The sequence below is a fragment of the Pedobacter zeae genome (assembly GCF_014196715.1).
In the GTDB taxonomy this organism is placed as follows: domain Bacteria; phylum Bacteroidota; class Bacteroidia; order Sphingobacteriales; family Sphingobacteriaceae; genus Pedobacter; species Pedobacter zeae.
The window spans coordinates 1,484,340-1,501,182 of sequence record NZ_JACIEF010000002.1 but is presented as its reverse complement, the minus strand read 5'-3'; the positions used below and the strand labels follow the sequence as shown (position 1 = coordinate 1,501,182).

Below are 16,843 nucleotides of genomic sequence, written 5' to 3'. Positions count from 1 at the left end.
ATACCAGGGCACCTGGTAGCATGATGGTACGGGCCAAAAGAGAATGATTAAAACTTTGCCTGTTTTAAAATGTTGACTAAGAATAAACAGGTATGTTATGAAAACTAAAGACAGTAAAAATACAACGGAAGAAAAGCACAAGAGCAAAGGAAGCTCTAAAGGAAAAGCTTCCTTCGATCAGAACGGAGAGGGTGCTTCGGATAAATTTGGTCAGGCAGGCTCCACACCTAACGAATCAGGGGCAAGTGGGCCCGGTACTGTGGATAGAAAGAAAAAAGCTTAGAAAAGATAAAAAGAGTAAAATACTCTTTTTATCTTTCATAGATACTCATCTTTTCAGCCAGTTCTATAATGCTCTTGATTTTCAGTTTCTGGAAAAGCCTCAATTTGTATGTACTTACCGTACCCATTTGAAGTTTTAACTGGTTAGAGATTTCTAATACACCAATACCTTTGGTTAAAAGCTCTGCTACCTCCAGTTCTCTGCCCGATAATTTGGTAAATGGATTATCGGCATCGTTACCCAAAATACTGTTAAACATATTTTCTTTAACATTTCTGCTCGAATACCGGCTGCCTGCTAAAATCGTTGTAATAGCGGTTACAATTTCTGATTCTTCTGCATTTTTGGTCAGGTAACCGGAGGCACCCGATTTTAAATAAGGTACAGCATAAATATTCTCGTTTAAAGAAGAAAATACCAGGATTTTAGCATTTGGCTGAACCAATTTAATTTGATCGATTACCTTAAGGTTGTTGCCTCCAGGCAAGTTTACATCAATGATGACTAAGCTCGGTGATTTTTCTACTTCCACAAGCGCCTGCTCCAATGTCGAGGCATGGATGATTTCAACACCAGGCCAAAAGTCTGATATTAAACCTTTTAAACCTCTACGAATGATTTCATGATCATCGGCGATGAGCACTGTAAAAGTACTTACGGTATTTTTTGTTTTCATTATTTTAAAGAATATTCTGCAAGTTAGTAAAAAGTTATTTTTTTGTACGTAATAGTAGTAAATTTTTTGTCTAAATATGTAAATATTATTATACACAATTAAAAAAAAATGTTAAAAATGTTTTGAAGGTGCCAGCCTGAGATTTTTTAGCAAAAGCATAAACTCCACTAATTTCACGCGTAGCGCTGCTTAACCGCAAATTTCAAACATAAAATACAGTACAGCGATGAATTACAGTCAGTTATTCTTTTCCTTACAATTCCTGCAATTCTGCCAAAAAACGATTAAATCTTAGCCCTGATCCGGCTAAGTGTTTCCAGCCTGATGGCCAAAAATGAGGCGATATGTTTCAAAGGAACGCGGTTAATCAGATCGGGAAAAGAAACCAGGAACCGCTCATATCTTTTTTCAGCCGAGGAGATCCTGCAGAGATAAGCACGCTCCTCTGCAGAGCGGTAATATAATTCGATCATTTTTCGGCCAACAATATTGGCTTCAGTAAAGTTTTCATACAGGTATTCTGATAATACATGTGGTATAGCAATTAAATCTACATCTTCTAATGCCTGTAGATACTCATCCGAATCGCTTTCAGCCAGGAAGTTGCGTATGGTACCTACAATTTCATCCTCTTTGGCAATCCATGTGGTCACCTCACTATTCCCGTCTTTTGTAAACCCCCTCACGATCCCTTTAACAATTAAAAAAAGGTATTGATTACGATCTACAGGTGAAATGAGGTATTTATTTTTTCTGTAGCTGACCGGAAAGGTATACTGATTAATCCGCCTTTCTATTTCATTATTAAGCGGATGAAATTTCTTAAAAATGGAGATCAAAGGGGAAAAATTATTGTATTGCTTCCACTTGTTATCATCTGATAAGTTAACTGCGATCATAAAAACTACTGATTAAACAGACAATTTTCTCATTAAATGAGAGAATTACGATGTAATAATAAGAACATTGGTCTTAAAAAAGAAGTTTTATTACATATAATTTAAAAGCAAACTAAAACTCCTTCTCCACGCCCAGACCAAACAAAGCAAAGTCATATTTCACAGGATCTGAGGGATCAAACTCCTTTAAATTATTGGTTAGTTCTACTGCGGTTAACCAATCTGTTTGCTTCCTGTTGATGAGGCCGAGCAAGCGCCCTACCCTATCTACATGTACATCACAAGGGCAAATCAGATCCTTAGGCTTCAGCGTGTTCCAGATTCCAAAATCAACGCCCCTGTCATCAGCCCTGACCATCCACCTTAAAAACATGTTCAAGCGCTTACACGTCGATTTTTGTTGTGGCGAAGAGATGTGTTTTTGGGTACGGTGCGGAAAATCTTCCATGGAAAAAAAATATCTCCTGAAGTAATTAAGGCATTGTTCGATAGAAACCTGCAACTCACCGGCCTGGCAGGCTTCCGAAGCATTAATCACCTGGTTTACCCCATCTGATATTTCCAGATAGGCATCAAGAAAAACATCTTGTTTGGGCACAAAAGCTTGCTCTAAACTATCAAAGCGGCCATAATGCATTTTGAAAAAGGAAATAAAATAAAGCAGGTCGGTATCGTTAAAGGTGCGGTGCTTAAAATTCAGTAAACCTTTTAACTCTTCATCGCTATGGTTAAGCACAAAATCGTAAGGTGCATTGTCCATCCGGTTAAGTAACTCCCGGCATTTGCTGATAATGGTTTTTCGCTGCCCCCAGGCCAGTACCGCAGCAAAAAAACCTGCAATTTCAATATCCTGTTTTTTCTCAAAAAGATGCGGAATACAAACCGGATCGTTTGCTATAAAACCAGGCTGATTGTATTGCGCTACTTTATAATCAAGAAAATTCTTTAACTCCAGGAATTGCATGAGATAGTTGGGTTAAAACGAAAGAAGTAAAAATGATAGTTATCCGGAGCTGAACGCAGATCTCCGTAATATGCGGTAATTCGTTATCATTTATTGGATTCAATAAAAAAATAAAAAGTTGCGTCATCCCGACCGAAACACAGTGAGCGGAGAGAGCTACCTCAAGACAGACTTAGCTTCGCTGAGCACTCCGTGGTTCTCGGCTTCGCTACACTTCGCTCGAAATGACGGCACTTTTATTTCTAAGCAGCTTAAGCCAAAGCCCTTTCGAGATCTTCTAAAAGATCGTCGATATCCTCTACACCTACACTTAAACGGAGTAAGTTATCGGTCACGCCAACCTTTTCCCGTTCCTCTTTCGGAATGGAACCATGCGTCATCGTAGCAGGATGATTGATCAGGGACTCTACCCCACCTAAAGATTCGGCCAGGGTAAACACTTTAAAGTTCGACGAAATCCTGAAGGTTTCCTGCAAATCTGCACCTTTTAACGTGATCGAAATCATACCTCCGAAGCCACGCATCTGTTTTTTAGCAATATCGTGGTTAGGATGATCTTCAAAGCCAGGCCAGTAAATTTTATCAACTTTTGGATGTGTTTTTAAATAACGGGCAACACGTTCGCCATTTTCGCAATGTGCTTTCATCCTTAAATGAAGCGTTTTAATCCCCCTCAGAACTAAAAAAGCATCTTGTGGCCCCGGTGTTGCGCCGCAGGCATTGTATACAAACCAAAGGTCTTTATATAAAGCCTCGTTATTGGTTACTAGTGCTCCCATTACCACATCAGAATGACCGCCGATATACTTGGTTACCGAATGCATCACAATGTCTGCACCCAAATCAATCGGGTTTTGCAGGTAAGGCGAAGCAAAAGTGTTGTCAACCGTTAGCATTAGTTTTTTCTCTTTGGTAATTTTGGCTATCCCCTCAATGTCAATAACCTGCATGGTTGGGTTAGTAGGTGTTTCTATCCAAACCAACCTGGTTTTATCATTAATATACGGCAGGATGTTTTCAGGTTTGGAAAGATCCAAAAAATGGAATTTGATCCCGTATTTAACATAGATCTTTGTAAAGATACGGTAAGAACCACCATACAGGTCATTCCCGGTAATAACTTCATCACCTGGTTGCAATAGGCGTAACACTGCATCGGTTGCGCCCATCCCACTCGAAAAAGCCAAACCATATTTGGCATTTTCCAAGGCCGCTAAACAATCTTCCAAGGCTTTACGCGTTGGGTTAGTCCCCCTCGAATATTCATACCCCTTATTGTCTCCAGGAGATTTTTGCCAATAGGTAGAGGTTTGATATATCGGTGTCATTACAGCACCAGTGGTTGGATCAGGCTCTTGGCCAGCATGTATAGCTTTAGTTGCGAATTTCATTTTTTTGAGATTTGAGAGGTGAGACCGGAGATATTTGTCGAGATCCAAATCTCATGTCTCACATCTGATTAATATATGAAAACCGTTTGTTAGAAGATTCAAAAACTTCAAACCTTACGACTCTAAACTTATTTTTAAAACGCCTGCACGAAGATTCACGGCTCAGAACTCAGGACTGAACTAATACGCTCGTGCAAACAACACCCTCTGAATAGATGGTTTACCCGAATAGATGCAAACACCATCTTCCAGTAGATTATCCAAAGGAATACAACGGATAGTTGCTTTAGTTTCTTCCTTAATTTTTTGTTCTGTTTCTGGCGTTCCATCCCAATGTGCAGCGATAAAACCAGCCTTTGTATCCAAAAGTTCCTTAAACTCTTCGTAAGAATCTGCTTTTGTAATGTGTTCATCCCGGTAAGCCAATGCTTTGTTGAACATGCTCTGCTGGATATCTTCCAGCAGTTTTACAATATAGATATCTAACCCTTCCTGGGGTACGGTCTGCTTTACTTTTGTATCCCTACGGGCAACTTCTACCGTCTTATTTTCAAGATCGCGGCCACCGATAGCGATACGGACCGGCACACCTTTTAACTCATAGTCGGCAAATTTAAATCCAGGCCGTTGCGTATCCCTGTCGTCATATTTCACCGAAACGCCTAAACCTTTTAAACGCATCGTTAATTCATTAACGTACGAAGAAATTCTCGACAGGTCCTCTTCACCCTTATAAATCGGAACAATTACCACCTGTATTGGCGCAAGTTTTGGTGGGATAATCAAGCCAGAATCGTCACTGTGTGCCATAATCAAGGCACCCATCAGGCGGGTCGAAACGCCCCACGAAGTAGCCCAAACATAATCTAACTTACCGTCTTTACCCGTAAATTTAACATCAAAAGCTTTTGCAAAATTCTGGCCTAAAAAGTGCGAAGTACCGGCCTGCAAAGCCTTACCATCCTGCATCAATGCTTCGATGCAATAGGTATCCAGGGCACCGGCAAATCTTTCGTTAGGCGATTTACGCCCTCTTACCACAGGTACAGCCAACCAGTTTTCTGCAAAATCGGCATAAATATGCAACATACGTTCTGTTTCTTCAATGGCTTCTTCGGCAGTAGCATGGGCGGTATGCCCTTCCTGCCATAAAAATTCGGCCGTCCGTAAAAATAACCTCGTACGCATTTCCCATCTCACTACATTGGCCCACTGATTGACCAATATTGGAAGATCCCGGTACGATTGGATCCAACCTTTATACGTGTTCCAGATAATGGTTTCCGAAGTTGGACGCACAATCAACTCCTCTTCCAGTTTGGCAGCTTCGTCAACTACAATATTGCCATTACCGTCATTTTTTAAGCGATAGTGTGTAACAACAGCACATTCTGTCGCAAAGCCCTCTACGTGAGAAGCTTCCTTAGAGAAAAATGACTTTGGGATGAATAAAGGAAAGTAGGCATTTTGATGACCTGTATCTTTAAACATTTTATCTAAAACGGCCTGCATTTTTTCCCAGATAGCATAACCATTGGGCTTAATAACCATACAACCACGTACCGCCGAATGTTCTGCTAAGTCTGCTTTGATTACGATATCGTTATACCACTGGGAATAATCTGCTTGTCTACTTGTAATTTCTTTGCTCATGTTATGTATTTGGAACGTAATTTGTACGTTAAAAAGTGTAAATTTCGATGGCAAATTTATAAATTTATGCCTACAAAAGGTTAAGAATTGATATCAATTATAATTTAACATTTTTAGACTAAGTAAATAGTTAATAATTAATTACTTTTGAAGCTGTTTATCAATATTCGTGAACACACACAACTAATATAAACACAATGAAACCAATTAAATTTTTACCCATTGTTATGATTGCTGCTGCAGGGTTGGTAGCATCATGCACGACATCAAAATTGGCTCAAACCAAGCACGATGATGATGTTTATAATTCTGTGGCAAAAGCCAGGGAGGTTGAAATAGCACCTCAGCCCCAGAACCGGCAGGGCCAGCAATATCAGGCTCAGGGTCAGGAAGAATATGATGAATATTATGGCACCAGTAATCCGTACTACGATATGGATTACGCTTCAAGGATAAACCGTTTTTACAATGGTTACAGCTTTCAGGGATACTATGATCCCTATTTCGACAATTATTATTACGGCAGCAGCTACGGGCCATCCAATTATTTAGGTATTGGATTAGGCTGGAGCAATGGTTACGGTTTAGGTTGGGGTGGCGGATTTGGCTGGGGCTACGGCAGTATCTGGAACAATCCATTCTATTACGGCAACTTTGGTTATGGCTGGAACAATCCATGGGGATGGAACTCTTGGGGACCATATTCTTACTACGACCGTTACGGCTGGGGCGGCGGATACTACGGCGGAGGCTGGGGTATTGGCGGCGGATACTATGGTGGCGGTGTGTATACCAATAGAAACTACAGACCAAGACCGGGAAGTGATGACAGAGGTGTGCCAAGATATGGCAATTCACCAGGAAATGCCGGCAGACCTAGCAGATCAGGTGTAAACAATCCAAACGGCATATCTTATACACCGAACAATAACGCAGGCCGGCCGGTAAGGAACCAAGGTGGATATACGCAAAACCAGGGTAATCAAAGCGGAAGACCTACCAGGAATGACGGTTATGCACCTCAGGGTACACAAGGCAGCAGACCTACCAGAAACGAAAACTATACCCCTCAACAGCCTACCAGGACTGAAAGCAGACCAAGTTATTCTCCTCCACCATCAAATGGCGGCGGTGGCGGCTCTATGGGCGGCGGCGGTGGTGGCGGTTCACGACCATCAAGAGCAGGAAGAGGTTAATTTTAAAACTTAAACACACAAATGAAAAAAATCATCTTAGCTTCTCTAGTAGCTACAGTAGCTGCTATGGGAACAACATACGCCCAAAGTTATGCACCCGATGCCTTCCGGTTCTCGCAAACCAATTATGGAAGCTCGGCAAGGTTTAAAGGAATGGGTGGTGCCCAGATTGGTGTTGGTGGAGATATCGGTTCTATTAATGCCAACCCAGCCGGCTTAGGTTTATTTACCAAATCAGAATTTAGCATTACCCCTGAATTTAATTCAGTATCCAATGGCAGTGCTTATTTAGGGAATAATACCTCAACAAATAAAAGCCAATTGAACTTAAATAATGTTGGTGTGGTATTTTATAGCCCGGCAACCAAAATGAAAGGTGCTGATGTAGATAAAGGACTTGTAAGCAGCGTATTTGGTTTAAGTTATACCCGCAATAATGATTTTCTGAATAATTTCAGCTATAACGGAATCAATACAAACAGTTCTATCAGGGATTCTTATGTAGACCAGGCCAACAATTATGGTACCAGTAACAGCATTGCCGGCGACGCTTACAATAGTTACCTGATTAATAAAAATACACCTACCTATCCAAATCAATTTTCTGCTGAGCCCTATAACAACGCTAATTTTAAACAAAATTGGGATGAGTCGCGTTTAGGTTCTACTTCTGAATTTAATGTAGCAGGCGCCTTAAATTTTGGCAACAAAGTATATATTGGTGCAACAGCAAGTTTCGTTAATGTAAAATACACCAGCGATGCTACTTTCACTGAATCGGGTATTGTTAATTCTTATGATGATGGTGCTGCCATACCAAAATATAACGGAAATGAAAATTATAATCTCACCCATTTCAGAAATCAGGAAACAAAAGGAGGTGGTTTTAATTTAAAATTGGGTGCTATTTTCAGGCCGGTAAATGAATTAAGGATTGGCTTGAATTTCCAAACGCCAACCTGGATGAACATTGAAGATAATACCAGTGAGACCTTACAGGCTACTACCTCCGGAAATGCAACAACAAGTCCAACCAAATCGAATAACCCTACTCAATACTACTCGTTTACGTATAACCTCCGTACGCCTTTAAAAGCATCTGCGGGTATCAGCTATGTAATCGGAGGTACCGCATTAATATCAGCTGATGTAGATTATGTTGATTATTCTTCGATGCGTTTCTCTGATTCTAATGGTTCTGATCTTTCTACCATTAACAGCAACAATGCATTTATTAAAGAATCTTATAAGGAAGCCATTAACTACAGGCTTGGTGCAGAGGTTAAAGTAACAAACGAGCTGAGTTTGCGTGCAGGTTATGGTGTAAATGGAAATGGAGTAAAAGGCGGGGATAATAAATTTTACCAGGGCCAGTATTATACCGGAGGAATCGGTTACCGCATAGACAATTATTATTTAGATGTAGCTTATCAAAACTACCAAACCAACTTTAACTCAAGTCCTTACTTATTAGATGATTATACGGAGCCTGTTGCTGATATAAAAAGCAAAAGAAACAACGTATTCTTAACTTTTGGTGTAAGATTTTAAGATAGAAACTTCAAAGCTTAAAGCGTGCTGGCTTAATAACCGGCACGCTTTTTATTTACCTGTTGTTTATTTTATTTACCTGTTGTTTACGGCAATCTCATTTTCACCATACACTACCCCGCTGGCTGTAACACCCTGCACAATAATTTTAAACTTGCCGTTAATATCGCCGGTATTAAAATTCAAGGGCGTTTCACCATCAATTAACAGCTGATAATTCCAGTAAACTGTTGCAGAACTGATTGGTTCCTGCTTATTGTTAATATCGGCTATGTAAAACTCCTTGGGAAGATTGATACCGCGCAGGATGACCAGATTGGGCTTACGCTCCTGCCCAACACACCCTTGGTAAACTGTACTTCCTCCACCTGCAGTTTTATACATCCCGCCCTTCAACGGGTTTTTGTTTCCGGGGTTACCGTAGTGATTCGGACAATTTAAGATATTATACATGCAAACATAATCTCCACATTCATTTGCAAATGCATTTTTAGCAAAATTTGTTCTTTCGTCTTTTACCTTTTTGATTACCACCTCTTTGAGCCTGATGCCCGCAGCAGAAGTAATACTCATGCTGTTTTCGCCCATAATACCTGTCTTCGTATTCGGCAATACATAAGTTTGCTGCTTCAGGTACTTCTTCAGTTCGCTTTGTGGTTCATTAATTTTAAGTTCATATTGGTCGTATCTGCTGGTCGACATTGCTAACCACACCGGTAGCCGGGCTTCGTTGATCACCAGGCTGGAATAGGGAATGCTGAAATGCCCAAGACTATCAGTGCTTAAAAAATTGAGGTTCCTCCCGGCAATTGTCGACAGCGCCATCGGCACTTTAAGCTGCTTATTTTTGCGGGTAATTACACCATCATATCCTAAACTGCTAAGCAGCGGATCGTGTGGATTAATTTTAGTTTCTGGCCATTTATACCTTCGCCAGCCTTTGATTAAGAGCAATTCATCCAGATAACCGGTGTTGCTATAGGTCTGGCCAAAACTGTTCGCCGAAAATTCTTTCAGGTTATGGAGATAAAAATGATCCACAATATTGGTTTGGTTGGCTAGCAAAACGCGATTAGCCTGTACACAAGAAACCGAAACCATCCCAACAAGAGGTTTTTTATCACGGTCCATGATATTGAGTTTCAATTTTACACTATCGCGGGTAAAATATTCCTGCTTCCCTCCGTCTATGCTAATGGTATTAATCTGATCGTAATGTGCAAAGAAAATTCTTTCAGCCAACGGCTTGTAATTGCTATCCAAAACGGTAACGGCTTGTAAACCTGCAGGCACCGAATCTAACTGAAAGCGAACATTTTGAGGAGTTCCAGCGCTTAAAATTAATGGGGTTTGCAAAAAAATATCAGAGAAATTATGCATGATTAAATGCACTTTAGTAACTGCATTAGCTGCAATCCTGATCTTAAATTCGTTATTGGCCACTGCTGAGCCTGAAGTTAAAACTACTCCCTTGCTTAAAATTTCAGGCAGTTTATGTTCACCTCTTTCTCCCCCTTCACCCAAAATTCGCATGGTATAATTTTTTGTTAACTGCGGTTGTATCATAAAAGTCCCTATCCCCATGGCATTTGTTGCAATGGTATCCAGTACTTCATGATCTGCATACAAAACTGCTTTGGCTTTAAGGTAGGTTCCTTCATTATCCTTAATTTCGAAACCTACCTTTGATACCAAACCATTAACCAGACAACCACCCTCCGGATAAAATTTTACCGCATAGCGGCTCTCATTCCTGATCGGTAAACTAAACCGGGTATAGCTGGTATCGCTTCCTTTTTTAATGCTGATAAAAAGTTCGTTATTATCTGTAGTAATCTCGTCTGCAGGATAGTCGATCATCAGCTCGCCTATTATACTGCTTTTAGCTGTACCTGCCTGCAAGATTCGTTTACCTTTACCAATCTGATACCTGATCTGTGCATTTTCAACAAAACGGTTGTCGCTGGTCAAAATTCTCAGCAACGCAGTTCCTTTTCGGGTGCGCTCATCATAGGGTTTAATTACAGAAATGCTTTGCGTTAAAGCAGTTACTGTGGCCGATTTAATAGTTATCGGCTGAATGAAAACACCATCAGGTTGTCCGTTTACCTTTAGGTTGGTGTTTGCCACAAAACGGTAAGTGCCACCCGGTAATGAATCCGGAAGAGTTATTGCGCCGAATGAACAGCCTTTATCTATTAAAAATTTATGCTGTAGTACAACACTGCTATCCTTATTGTTAACAAGCGATAAATACAGTGTGTGGTACTGTTTCATATCAGTTATGGTTTTAAGCAGGTATGCCGTAAACCAAACCTGATCATTGTTGGTATACACATTTTTATCAAAGTGAACATAAAGGTCAGACTCGCTCCTGTTTAAGCCATAATGATGAAGATTTGTTGCAATACTATCGAGTTTAGCCTCCTGAGCCTTAACAAATAGAGATGTAAATACCCATAGAGATGTAAGAATAAATGATTTTGAAAGCATAATCGGAGATCTGCCTAAAAATCAGATTTTTTTTCAAATTATTCAACTAAATAATCCCGTGCAGGCTCCCACCCTCCGCTGCCAGAAGGTCAAGTTTGTTTTCAACTGCAGCATCTTTGATCAATTCTGGTGCATGGTGAGGCTTTTTTCTCGCATCGATAATCAAAGAACCTTTACATCCCCAGTGTTTATTGATGGTAAAATCGTTGATGCCATATATATCTGCTGCCGGGTTACTCCGTGTAAAGGTCACCCAAACAAAGTTATCAATCGTAGCAGCGGTAAACCCGGCATCATCTGCCAGCACAATCAACGGCAACCCGGTTAAGTCCTGTTCCATTAAAGCCATATTGAGCAAGGCAATTTCAGCAGCAGTTTTCTCAGCACTTAAATAAGCTTCTGCTTGCAGTACCAATATTCCTGGCATGGCTATAGAAGGTTTAGAAAATCCATTGGTCAATTGCAGGCCATCAGGAACGTAGTTCCACAGTTCGCGTTTCTGGTTGCCCGCAGCAGCGATAACCACCTTCGAACCGCTGTTTAAACCGTCGCCACTATAATCCAGCGTATCAATGGTGGTATTGGTATAAAAATGGATATCTCTTGTCAAATCGATCCGCTCTAATATGTGCTTGATAAAAGCTTCGATATGATGCGTATCCAGCTGCTGATTATCTTCTTTGGCAGCTATAAAAAGGTATTTGGCCAAACTCAATTGGTTTTTGCCCAGAATGTGGTTGGCAATGGTTAAAATTTCCTGTGGCCTTCTTTCTTTCAGGTATGGCGTATAACGTTCGCTGCCAATGGCAAAGAGCAAGGGATGAACACCTGCTGCATCTACCGCATGAACCTCCTTTAACCCATGTATTTCCTGGGGGATGGCAGAACCGGTTATTTCATGAATCAACGCGCCAAAACTGGTATCCTCCTGCGGTGGCCGTCCCACTACCGTAAACGACCAGATGGCATCTTTTTTATGATACACATTATGCACTTTCATTAACGGAAAAGGATGTGTTAAACTGTAATAACCCAAATGATCACCAAAAGGTCCTTCCGGTTTATTCTCGTTCGGGTATACGGTACCAGTAATCACGAAATCAGCATCCGCAGAAATACAGAACCCCTCATCATCATAAAAATAACGGAAGCGCCTGTTGCCAAGAACGCCCGCAAAAGTCATTTCCGACAAACCTTCCGGCAATGGCATTACTGCAGCTAAGGGATGAGAAGGTGGCCCTCCAACAAAAATGCTTACTTTTAGAGGTTGTCCAAGCGCGTTCGCTTTCGATTGGTGCACCCCTATCCCTCTATGGATTTGGTAATGCAAGCCAATCTCTTTGCCCTGAACATAATCGTTTCCGCCCAACTGGATACGGTACATCCCTAAATTGGCATTAAGTATTCCGGGTTTATCCACATCTTCCGTATATACCTGAGGCATGGTAACAAACGGACCACCATCCATGGGCCAGTTAACAATCTGTGGCAGTTGGCTGATGCTTGTTTTTAAAAATTTATGCTTGGCAGATGGTGTTTTAAGTGGCAGGGCCGATAATGCCGACAGTGCAGAACCTGCATATCGAAAAGGATTTTTTAAAGCTTTTATAGGATCGTTTCTTAACGAAACCAATTGCTGCACCTTTGGAAGGGTATCCCTAAAAATGAATTTTGAACGTTCTAAGGTTCCGAACAGGTTAGAAACCGCAGGAAAAGGACTTCCTTTAACTTTTTCGAATAAGAGTGCCGGTCCTTGCTTTTCATATACCCTTAAATGGATGGCTGCCATTTCTAAATGGGGGTCTACTTCTTCTTTAATTCTGATTAAATGACCGTGCTTTTCCAGGTCTGATACACATTCTGCTAAACTTTTATACGCCATGCCCAAAGATAAATATTTAGATTTCCAATGAAACAAAAAAGCCTCATATAAGCAGATTTTATACTAAAGCTACTTATATGAGGCCGTTAACCTACCAAAATCGGGTTACTTTTTCCCGGCAAAAGAACGTAACATCCAGGTATTTTTTTCTTTAAACTGCATAAAACGGTTCACCATATCATTTGAACCATCGTCACCGGCATCATCAGTAGCTTCCAAAAGCTCCCGCTCCAATTCGATCAAAATGGCCATATCATCTAAAATGGCATCAACCATGTCAAGATCTTTTAAGCCGATCGTATCGATCTCTTTAATTTTCGATTGTTTTATATAATCGGCAAAGCGGCTATGCGGAGCTTTGCCCAAAGTTAAAACACGCTCAGCAATTTCATCAATCGTTAACTGTGCATTGGTATACAACTCTTCGAACTTCACATGAAGCGTAAAAAAATTCTGTCCTTTGATATTCCAGTGGCAACCCCTTAATTTTTGATAATGAATATGATAGTTGGCTAAATAATCATTCAATAGATCCACAACCGGTTTAACTTCTTTTTCGTTTAAGCTTATTTCTTTAGCGTCCATTTTTTTGTCGTTTATAATGTATTTTAATGTGTTCTTAACAATTCAGATTCTGAAAAGTTTTATTCAATTTTGTCTCCTGAACAATACGTTATTTATTAAACCGTTTAATATTCATTACCATATAAATTACATTCTTTTAAACATTTGTTAATGAATAGCATAATCGGACAATGAGGTTAAATTCTTCTTATTTTCACTTAAAAACGGGTAAAATAACATAAGATGGTTAACAATATTATTCGTATTATTGCTCCCTTTGACTTAAAAAATTACATAAAAAATAAATGCATAAAATATATTTATCTGCTGTAATGTTATTGGCACTTAATGTGGCAACTGCCAAAGCCAACACAGCAAGAGACTCTATCGGTGTAGAAAATAATAAAGGCAAAAAACTCATCATTCACCAAACTGTAGCAAAAGACACTTACTATTCGATCGGAAGAAGATACAATGTATCGCCAAAGGATATTATGGCCTTTAACGATAATAAGTATCTGCAGGTTGGGGTGATCATTAAAGTCCCAACCAATATCCCTTTTACCACTGGCGGATCATTACCTGCTGCAACTACTCCCGCAACAGCCAATGCAATAGAGCATACTGTTAAGCCGAAAGAAAATTTAAACATGCTGGCCGAAAAATACGGCACAACGATAAACGAGATTAAAGCTTTAAATAATTTAACGGGGAGTAACTTAAGCATCGGACAGGTTTTAAAAATACCTGCAAAAAACCAAACCCAAACCGAAGCTACAGAGCAAGCCAATCCAACCGTAAAAAATAATACGAAATCGCCTGTAAACGATAACCCACCGTCTGATCAGACGATGATCGAACATACGGTACAACCAAAAGAATTCTTAGGGAAAATTGCCGAAAAATACGGCACCACAGTTGAAGAAGTAAAAAAGGCCAACAACCTTTCTGGCAATAACCTGCGGATTGGGCAGAAGCTTAAAATCCCTGCAACCAAAAACATCGACGAAAACAAAGTAGTTTCGTCTGCCGTTGAAGAAAAACCGGCACAAGAAAATAAATCCGCTGACCCGGCAGGTACACATACCGTTTTAAGAAACGAAACGATTTTCACCATTGCCAAACAATATGGCACCACTGCTTATCAGATCCGGAAAATGAACGATCTTCCTGATAATGCCATTACCATCGGGCAGGTTTTAAAAGTTCCGGGCGGTATCATTACGGATGTTCAGGTGCCAAAAGAAAAACAGGCTGAAACCAAAACAAAAGAAGTACCGGCTGCTCCCAAAGAGGAAAGTTTCATCCATACTGTAGCAATCGGCGAAAACATTTTTTCTATCGCTAAAAAATATAATTTAACAGCTTACCAGATCAGAACGGCAAATAAACTCGACGATAATAATATTAAAGTCGATCAAAAACTCATCATTCCTAAACCACCACAACCCAAATCGGTAAATGATGCGTCAAAAGAAGAACAGGAAAACGAACCAGATAGCACCATGGTTAAAGACCCTAAACTGCGCCGCGATCCGAGTGTATATGGCTTAAGCCAGATCGAAGAAAAAGGTACAGCAGTTTGGATTACTGACCAGGACCTTGACGGCACAAAAATGTTGGTTTTGCACCGTACGGCACCTGTTGGAAGGGTAATTAAAATTACCAATCCGATGACCAACCGCACTACCTTTGCCAAAGTTGTTGGTAAATTTACAGAGAACGAATCTACAAAAGATGTTATTATTGTAATGACTAAAGCCGTAGCCGATTCATTAGGCGCTTTAGACAAACGTTTTTTCTGCAATTTAACATACAGTGCTCAATGAGTTCAAACAAAAAGCCTTTTATAATTGGTATTGCCGGTGGTAGCGGATCCGGCAAGACATTTTTCCTGAACTGCTTTCTTCATCATTTTAAACAGGATGAGGTAACACTTGTATCGCAGGATGATTATTACATCCCTGCCGGCGACATGACACAGGAAGAAAACAAACTATACAATTTCGACCTGCCCTCAACCATTGATAGTGAACAATTTTTAAAAGACATTAAACAATTAATGAGCGGCGAAGTGGTTTATAAAAAAGAATACAACTTTAATAACCCCCTGGCTGTAGTTAAAATACTCGAAATTAAATCAGCACCAATTATTATTGTAGAAGGCCTTTTTATTCTCCATTTTAAAGAGATTGCCGCTTTATTGGATCATACGATTTTTGTTGATGCAGATGAACAGGTTGCTTTAGACCGCCGCATTAAACGCGATGGCTTAGAACGGGGTTATCCTGAAGACGACGTATTGTACAAATGGCACAACCATGTAGTACCGGCTTATAAAGAATACCTGCTCCCATACCGCGAGCAATGCAATAAAGTAGTGATAAATAATACCAATGAGCCCGACGAAATTATCGCCATCACGGAAGATATTTCGAATGATTTAAGGAATAGTGTTTTGGTTGATATAAAATAAATACCAAAGAAGTCAAGCTTTTAAAAAGCTTGACTTCTTTTTGATTATACACTTTGTCAGGCTGAGCGTAGTCGAAGCCTTAATCGCCGTGGTTGGTGTCCTCACAAAAAACAAATTTAATCCAACCTCATTTCAGGAATCTCCCCCTCTACAATCAATCTTCCGGCTGTAGATTGCTGTATAAATTCGATGCTAACGCCTGGCGCACGCTCCAAAAGTTTAAAACCACCTTCAGGTAAAATATCTAAAACCGCCAGTTCGGTAACGATCTTTTTAATGCATTTTATACCGGTTAAAGGCAAGGTGCATTTCGGCAATAATTTACTTTCGCCGGCCTTATTTATATGTTGCATGGCTACAATGATGTTTTTGGCAGAGGCTACCAAATCCATTGCGCCTCCCATCCCTTTAACCATTTTACCCGGAATTTTCCAGTTGGCAATGTCGCCATTCTCCGAAACTTCCATGGCACCAAGAATAGTCAAATCTACTTTTTGTGCACGGATCATCCCAAAACTCATCGCCGAATCAAAAATTGACGACCCCGGTAAGGTAGTAATGGTCTGTTTGCCCGCATTAATTAAATCTGCATCCTCTTCTCCTTCAAAAGGAAATGGCCCCATCCCCAGTAAGCCGTTTTCTGATTGCAATACCACGTTAATTCCCTTTGGAATATAATTGGCAACCAGGGTTGGTATACCGATGCCCAGGTTAACGTAGTATCCGTCTTTTATTTCTTTAGCAATGCGCTGTGCGATCTCTTCTTTTGAAAACATAAATTGTAAATGAATGGATTTTGAATAATTGAATGAGTG

At 40.2% G+C, this 16,843-nt stretch carries 14 protein-coding genes; 5 read left to right on the top strand and 9 right to left on the bottom strand.

The genetic code is table 11. The features are described from left to right. Positions 1–97: 97 nt before the first annotated feature. On the top strand, positions 98–283 hold the full coding sequence (locus GGQ60_RS12925) for a hypothetical protein (protein WP_183764667.1): 186 nt from the start codon (positions 98–100) through the stop codon (positions 281–283). 28 nt (positions 284–311) lie between these two features. Here the strand turns inward: GGQ60_RS12925 and GGQ60_RS12920 are convergent, their stop codons facing one another. The 5 genes from GGQ60_RS12920 to proS all read right to left on the bottom strand — a co-directional run bounded on the left by GGQ60_RS12920 (position 312) and on the right by proS (position 5,866). After that, a complete protein-coding gene (locus GGQ60_RS12920) occupies positions 312–959 on the bottom strand; it encodes a response regulator (RefSeq protein WP_183764664.1) in 648 nt (215 codons plus the stop codon). Between the two features lie 284 nt (positions 960–1,243). Then, positions 1,244–1,858 (bottom strand): Crp/Fnr family transcriptional regulator, encoded by a 615-nt coding sequence (locus GGQ60_RS12915; RefSeq protein ID WP_183764661.1) that lies wholly within the window; start codon positions 1,856–1,858, stop codon positions 1,244–1,246. 112 nt (positions 1,859–1,970) lie between these two features. Then, positions 1,971–2,822: a TIGR02757 family protein gene (locus tag GGQ60_RS12910; protein ID WP_183764659.1), complete on the bottom strand. Its 852-nt coding sequence runs from the start codon at positions 2,820–2,822 to the stop codon at positions 1,971–1,973. Between the two features lie 251 nt (positions 2,823–3,073). Then, complete coding sequence (locus GGQ60_RS12905) at positions 3,074–4,261, bottom strand: cystathionine gamma-synthase (protein ID WP_260300599.1); 1,188 nt, start codon at positions 4,259–4,261, stop codon at positions 3,074–3,076. A 132-nt stretch (positions 4,262–4,393) separates the two neighbouring features. Continuing rightward, positions 4,394–5,866: a proline--tRNA ligase gene (gene proS, locus GGQ60_RS12900; protein ID WP_183764653.1), complete on the bottom strand. Its 1,473-nt coding sequence runs from the start codon at positions 5,864–5,866 to the stop codon at positions 4,394–4,396. Between the two features lie 197 nt (positions 5,867–6,063). On the opposite strand from proS, the gene GGQ60_RS12895 reads away from it, so the two are divergent. Both GGQ60_RS12895 and GGQ60_RS12890 read left to right on the top strand, forming a co-directional pair. Then, positions 6,064–7,062: a hypothetical protein gene (locus GGQ60_RS12895; protein ID WP_183764650.1), complete on the top strand. Its 999-nt coding sequence runs from the start codon at positions 6,064–6,066 to the stop codon at positions 7,060–7,062. A 21-nt stretch (positions 7,063–7,083) separates the two neighbouring features. After that, entirely contained in the window at positions 7,084–8,613 is a 1,530-nt protein-coding gene (locus GGQ60_RS12890; protein WP_183764647.1) for an OmpP1/FadL family transporter, read from the top strand. 75 nt (positions 8,614–8,688) lie between these two features. Here GGQ60_RS12890 and GGQ60_RS12885 read toward each other — a convergent pair whose 3' ends face one another. The 3 genes from GGQ60_RS12885 to GGQ60_RS12875 all read right to left on the bottom strand — a co-directional run bounded on the left by GGQ60_RS12885 (position 8,689) and on the right by GGQ60_RS12875 (position 13,573). After that, the gene (locus tag GGQ60_RS12885) at positions 8,689–11,106 is read right to left on the bottom strand and encodes a hypothetical protein (protein WP_221235944.1); all 2,418 of its coding nucleotides are present in this window, start codon (positions 11,104–11,106) and stop codon (positions 8,689–8,691) included. A 46-nt stretch (positions 11,107–11,152) separates the two neighbouring features. Further along, the gene (locus GGQ60_RS12880; protein WP_183764641.1) at positions 11,153–12,988 is read right to left on the bottom strand and encodes a UbiD family decarboxylase; all 1,836 of its coding nucleotides are present in this window, start codon (positions 12,986–12,988) and stop codon (positions 11,153–11,155) included. Between the two features lie 105 nt (positions 12,989–13,093). Continuing rightward, complete coding sequence (locus GGQ60_RS12875; RefSeq protein WP_183764638.1) at positions 13,094–13,573, bottom strand: Dps family protein; 480 nt, start codon at positions 13,571–13,573, stop codon at positions 13,094–13,096. Positions 13,574–13,857: 284 nt separating this feature from the next. On the opposite strand from GGQ60_RS12875, the gene GGQ60_RS12870 reads away from it, so the two are divergent. Next, positions 13,858–15,381, top strand: a complete 1,524-nt coding sequence (locus tag GGQ60_RS12870; RefSeq protein WP_183764635.1) for a muramidase family protein — start codon at positions 13,858–13,860, stop codon at positions 15,379–15,381. Beyond that, entirely contained in the window at positions 15,378–16,028 is a 651-nt protein-coding gene (locus GGQ60_RS12865) for a uridine kinase family protein (RefSeq protein WP_183764632.1), read from the top strand. The genes GGQ60_RS12870 and GGQ60_RS12865 overlap by 4 nt, the downstream gene beginning before the upstream one ends. Positions 16,029–16,144: 116 nt before the next feature. On the opposite strand, the gene GGQ60_RS12860 is transcribed toward GGQ60_RS12865, so the two are convergent. Continuing rightward, on the bottom strand, positions 16,145–16,804 hold the full coding sequence (locus tag GGQ60_RS12860) for a CoA transferase subunit B (RefSeq protein ID WP_183764629.1): 660 nt from the start codon (positions 16,802–16,804) through the stop codon (positions 16,145–16,147). Positions 16,805–16,843 lie beyond the last annotated feature (39 nt).

Excerpts from the sequence above, each read along its gene's own strand:
- GGQ60_RS12925 (WP_183764667.1), top strand. The coding sequence starts at position 98 with ATGAAAACTAAAGACAGTAAAAATACAACGGAAGAAAAGCACAAGAGC.
- GGQ60_RS12920 (WP_183764664.1), bottom strand. The coding sequence starts at position 959 with ATGAAAACAAAAAATACCGTAAGTACTTTTACAGTGCTCATCGCCGAT.
- GGQ60_RS12915 (WP_183764661.1), bottom strand. The coding sequence starts at position 1,858 with ATGATCGCAGTTAACTTATCAGATGATAACAAGTGGAAGCAATACAAT.
- GGQ60_RS12910 (WP_183764659.1), bottom strand. The coding sequence starts at position 2,822 with ATGCAATTCCTGGAGTTAAAGAATTTTCTTGATTATAAAGTAGCGCAA.
- proS (WP_183764653.1), bottom strand. The coding sequence starts at position 5,866 with ATGAGCAAAGAAATTACAAGTAGACAAGCAGATTATTCCCAGTGGTAT.
- GGQ60_RS12895 (WP_183764650.1), top strand. The coding sequence starts at position 6,064 with ATGAAACCAATTAAATTTTTACCCATTGTTATGATTGCTGCTGCAGGG.
- GGQ60_RS12890 (WP_183764647.1), top strand. The coding sequence starts at position 7,084 with ATGAAAAAAATCATCTTAGCTTCTCTAGTAGCTACAGTAGCTGCTATG.
- GGQ60_RS12885 (WP_221235944.1), bottom strand. The coding sequence starts at position 11,106 with ATGCTTTCAAAATCATTTATTCTTACATCTCTATGGGTATTTACATCT.
- GGQ60_RS12880 (WP_183764641.1), bottom strand. The coding sequence starts at position 12,988 with ATGGCGTATAAAAGTTTAGCAGAATGTGTATCAGACCTGGAAAAGCAC.
- GGQ60_RS12875 (WP_183764638.1), bottom strand. The coding sequence starts at position 13,573 with ATGGACGCTAAAGAAATAAGCTTAAACGAAAAAGAAGTTAAACCGGTT.
- GGQ60_RS12870 (WP_183764635.1), top strand. The coding sequence starts at position 13,858 with ATGCATAAAATATATTTATCTGCTGTAATGTTATTGGCACTTAATGTG.
- GGQ60_RS12865 (WP_183764632.1), top strand. The coding sequence starts at position 15,378 with ATGAGTTCAAACAAAAAGCCTTTTATAATTGGTATTGCCGGTGGTAGC.
- GGQ60_RS12860 (WP_183764629.1), bottom strand. The coding sequence starts at position 16,804 with ATGTTTTCAAAAGAAGAGATCGCACAGCGCATTGCTAAAGAAATAAAA.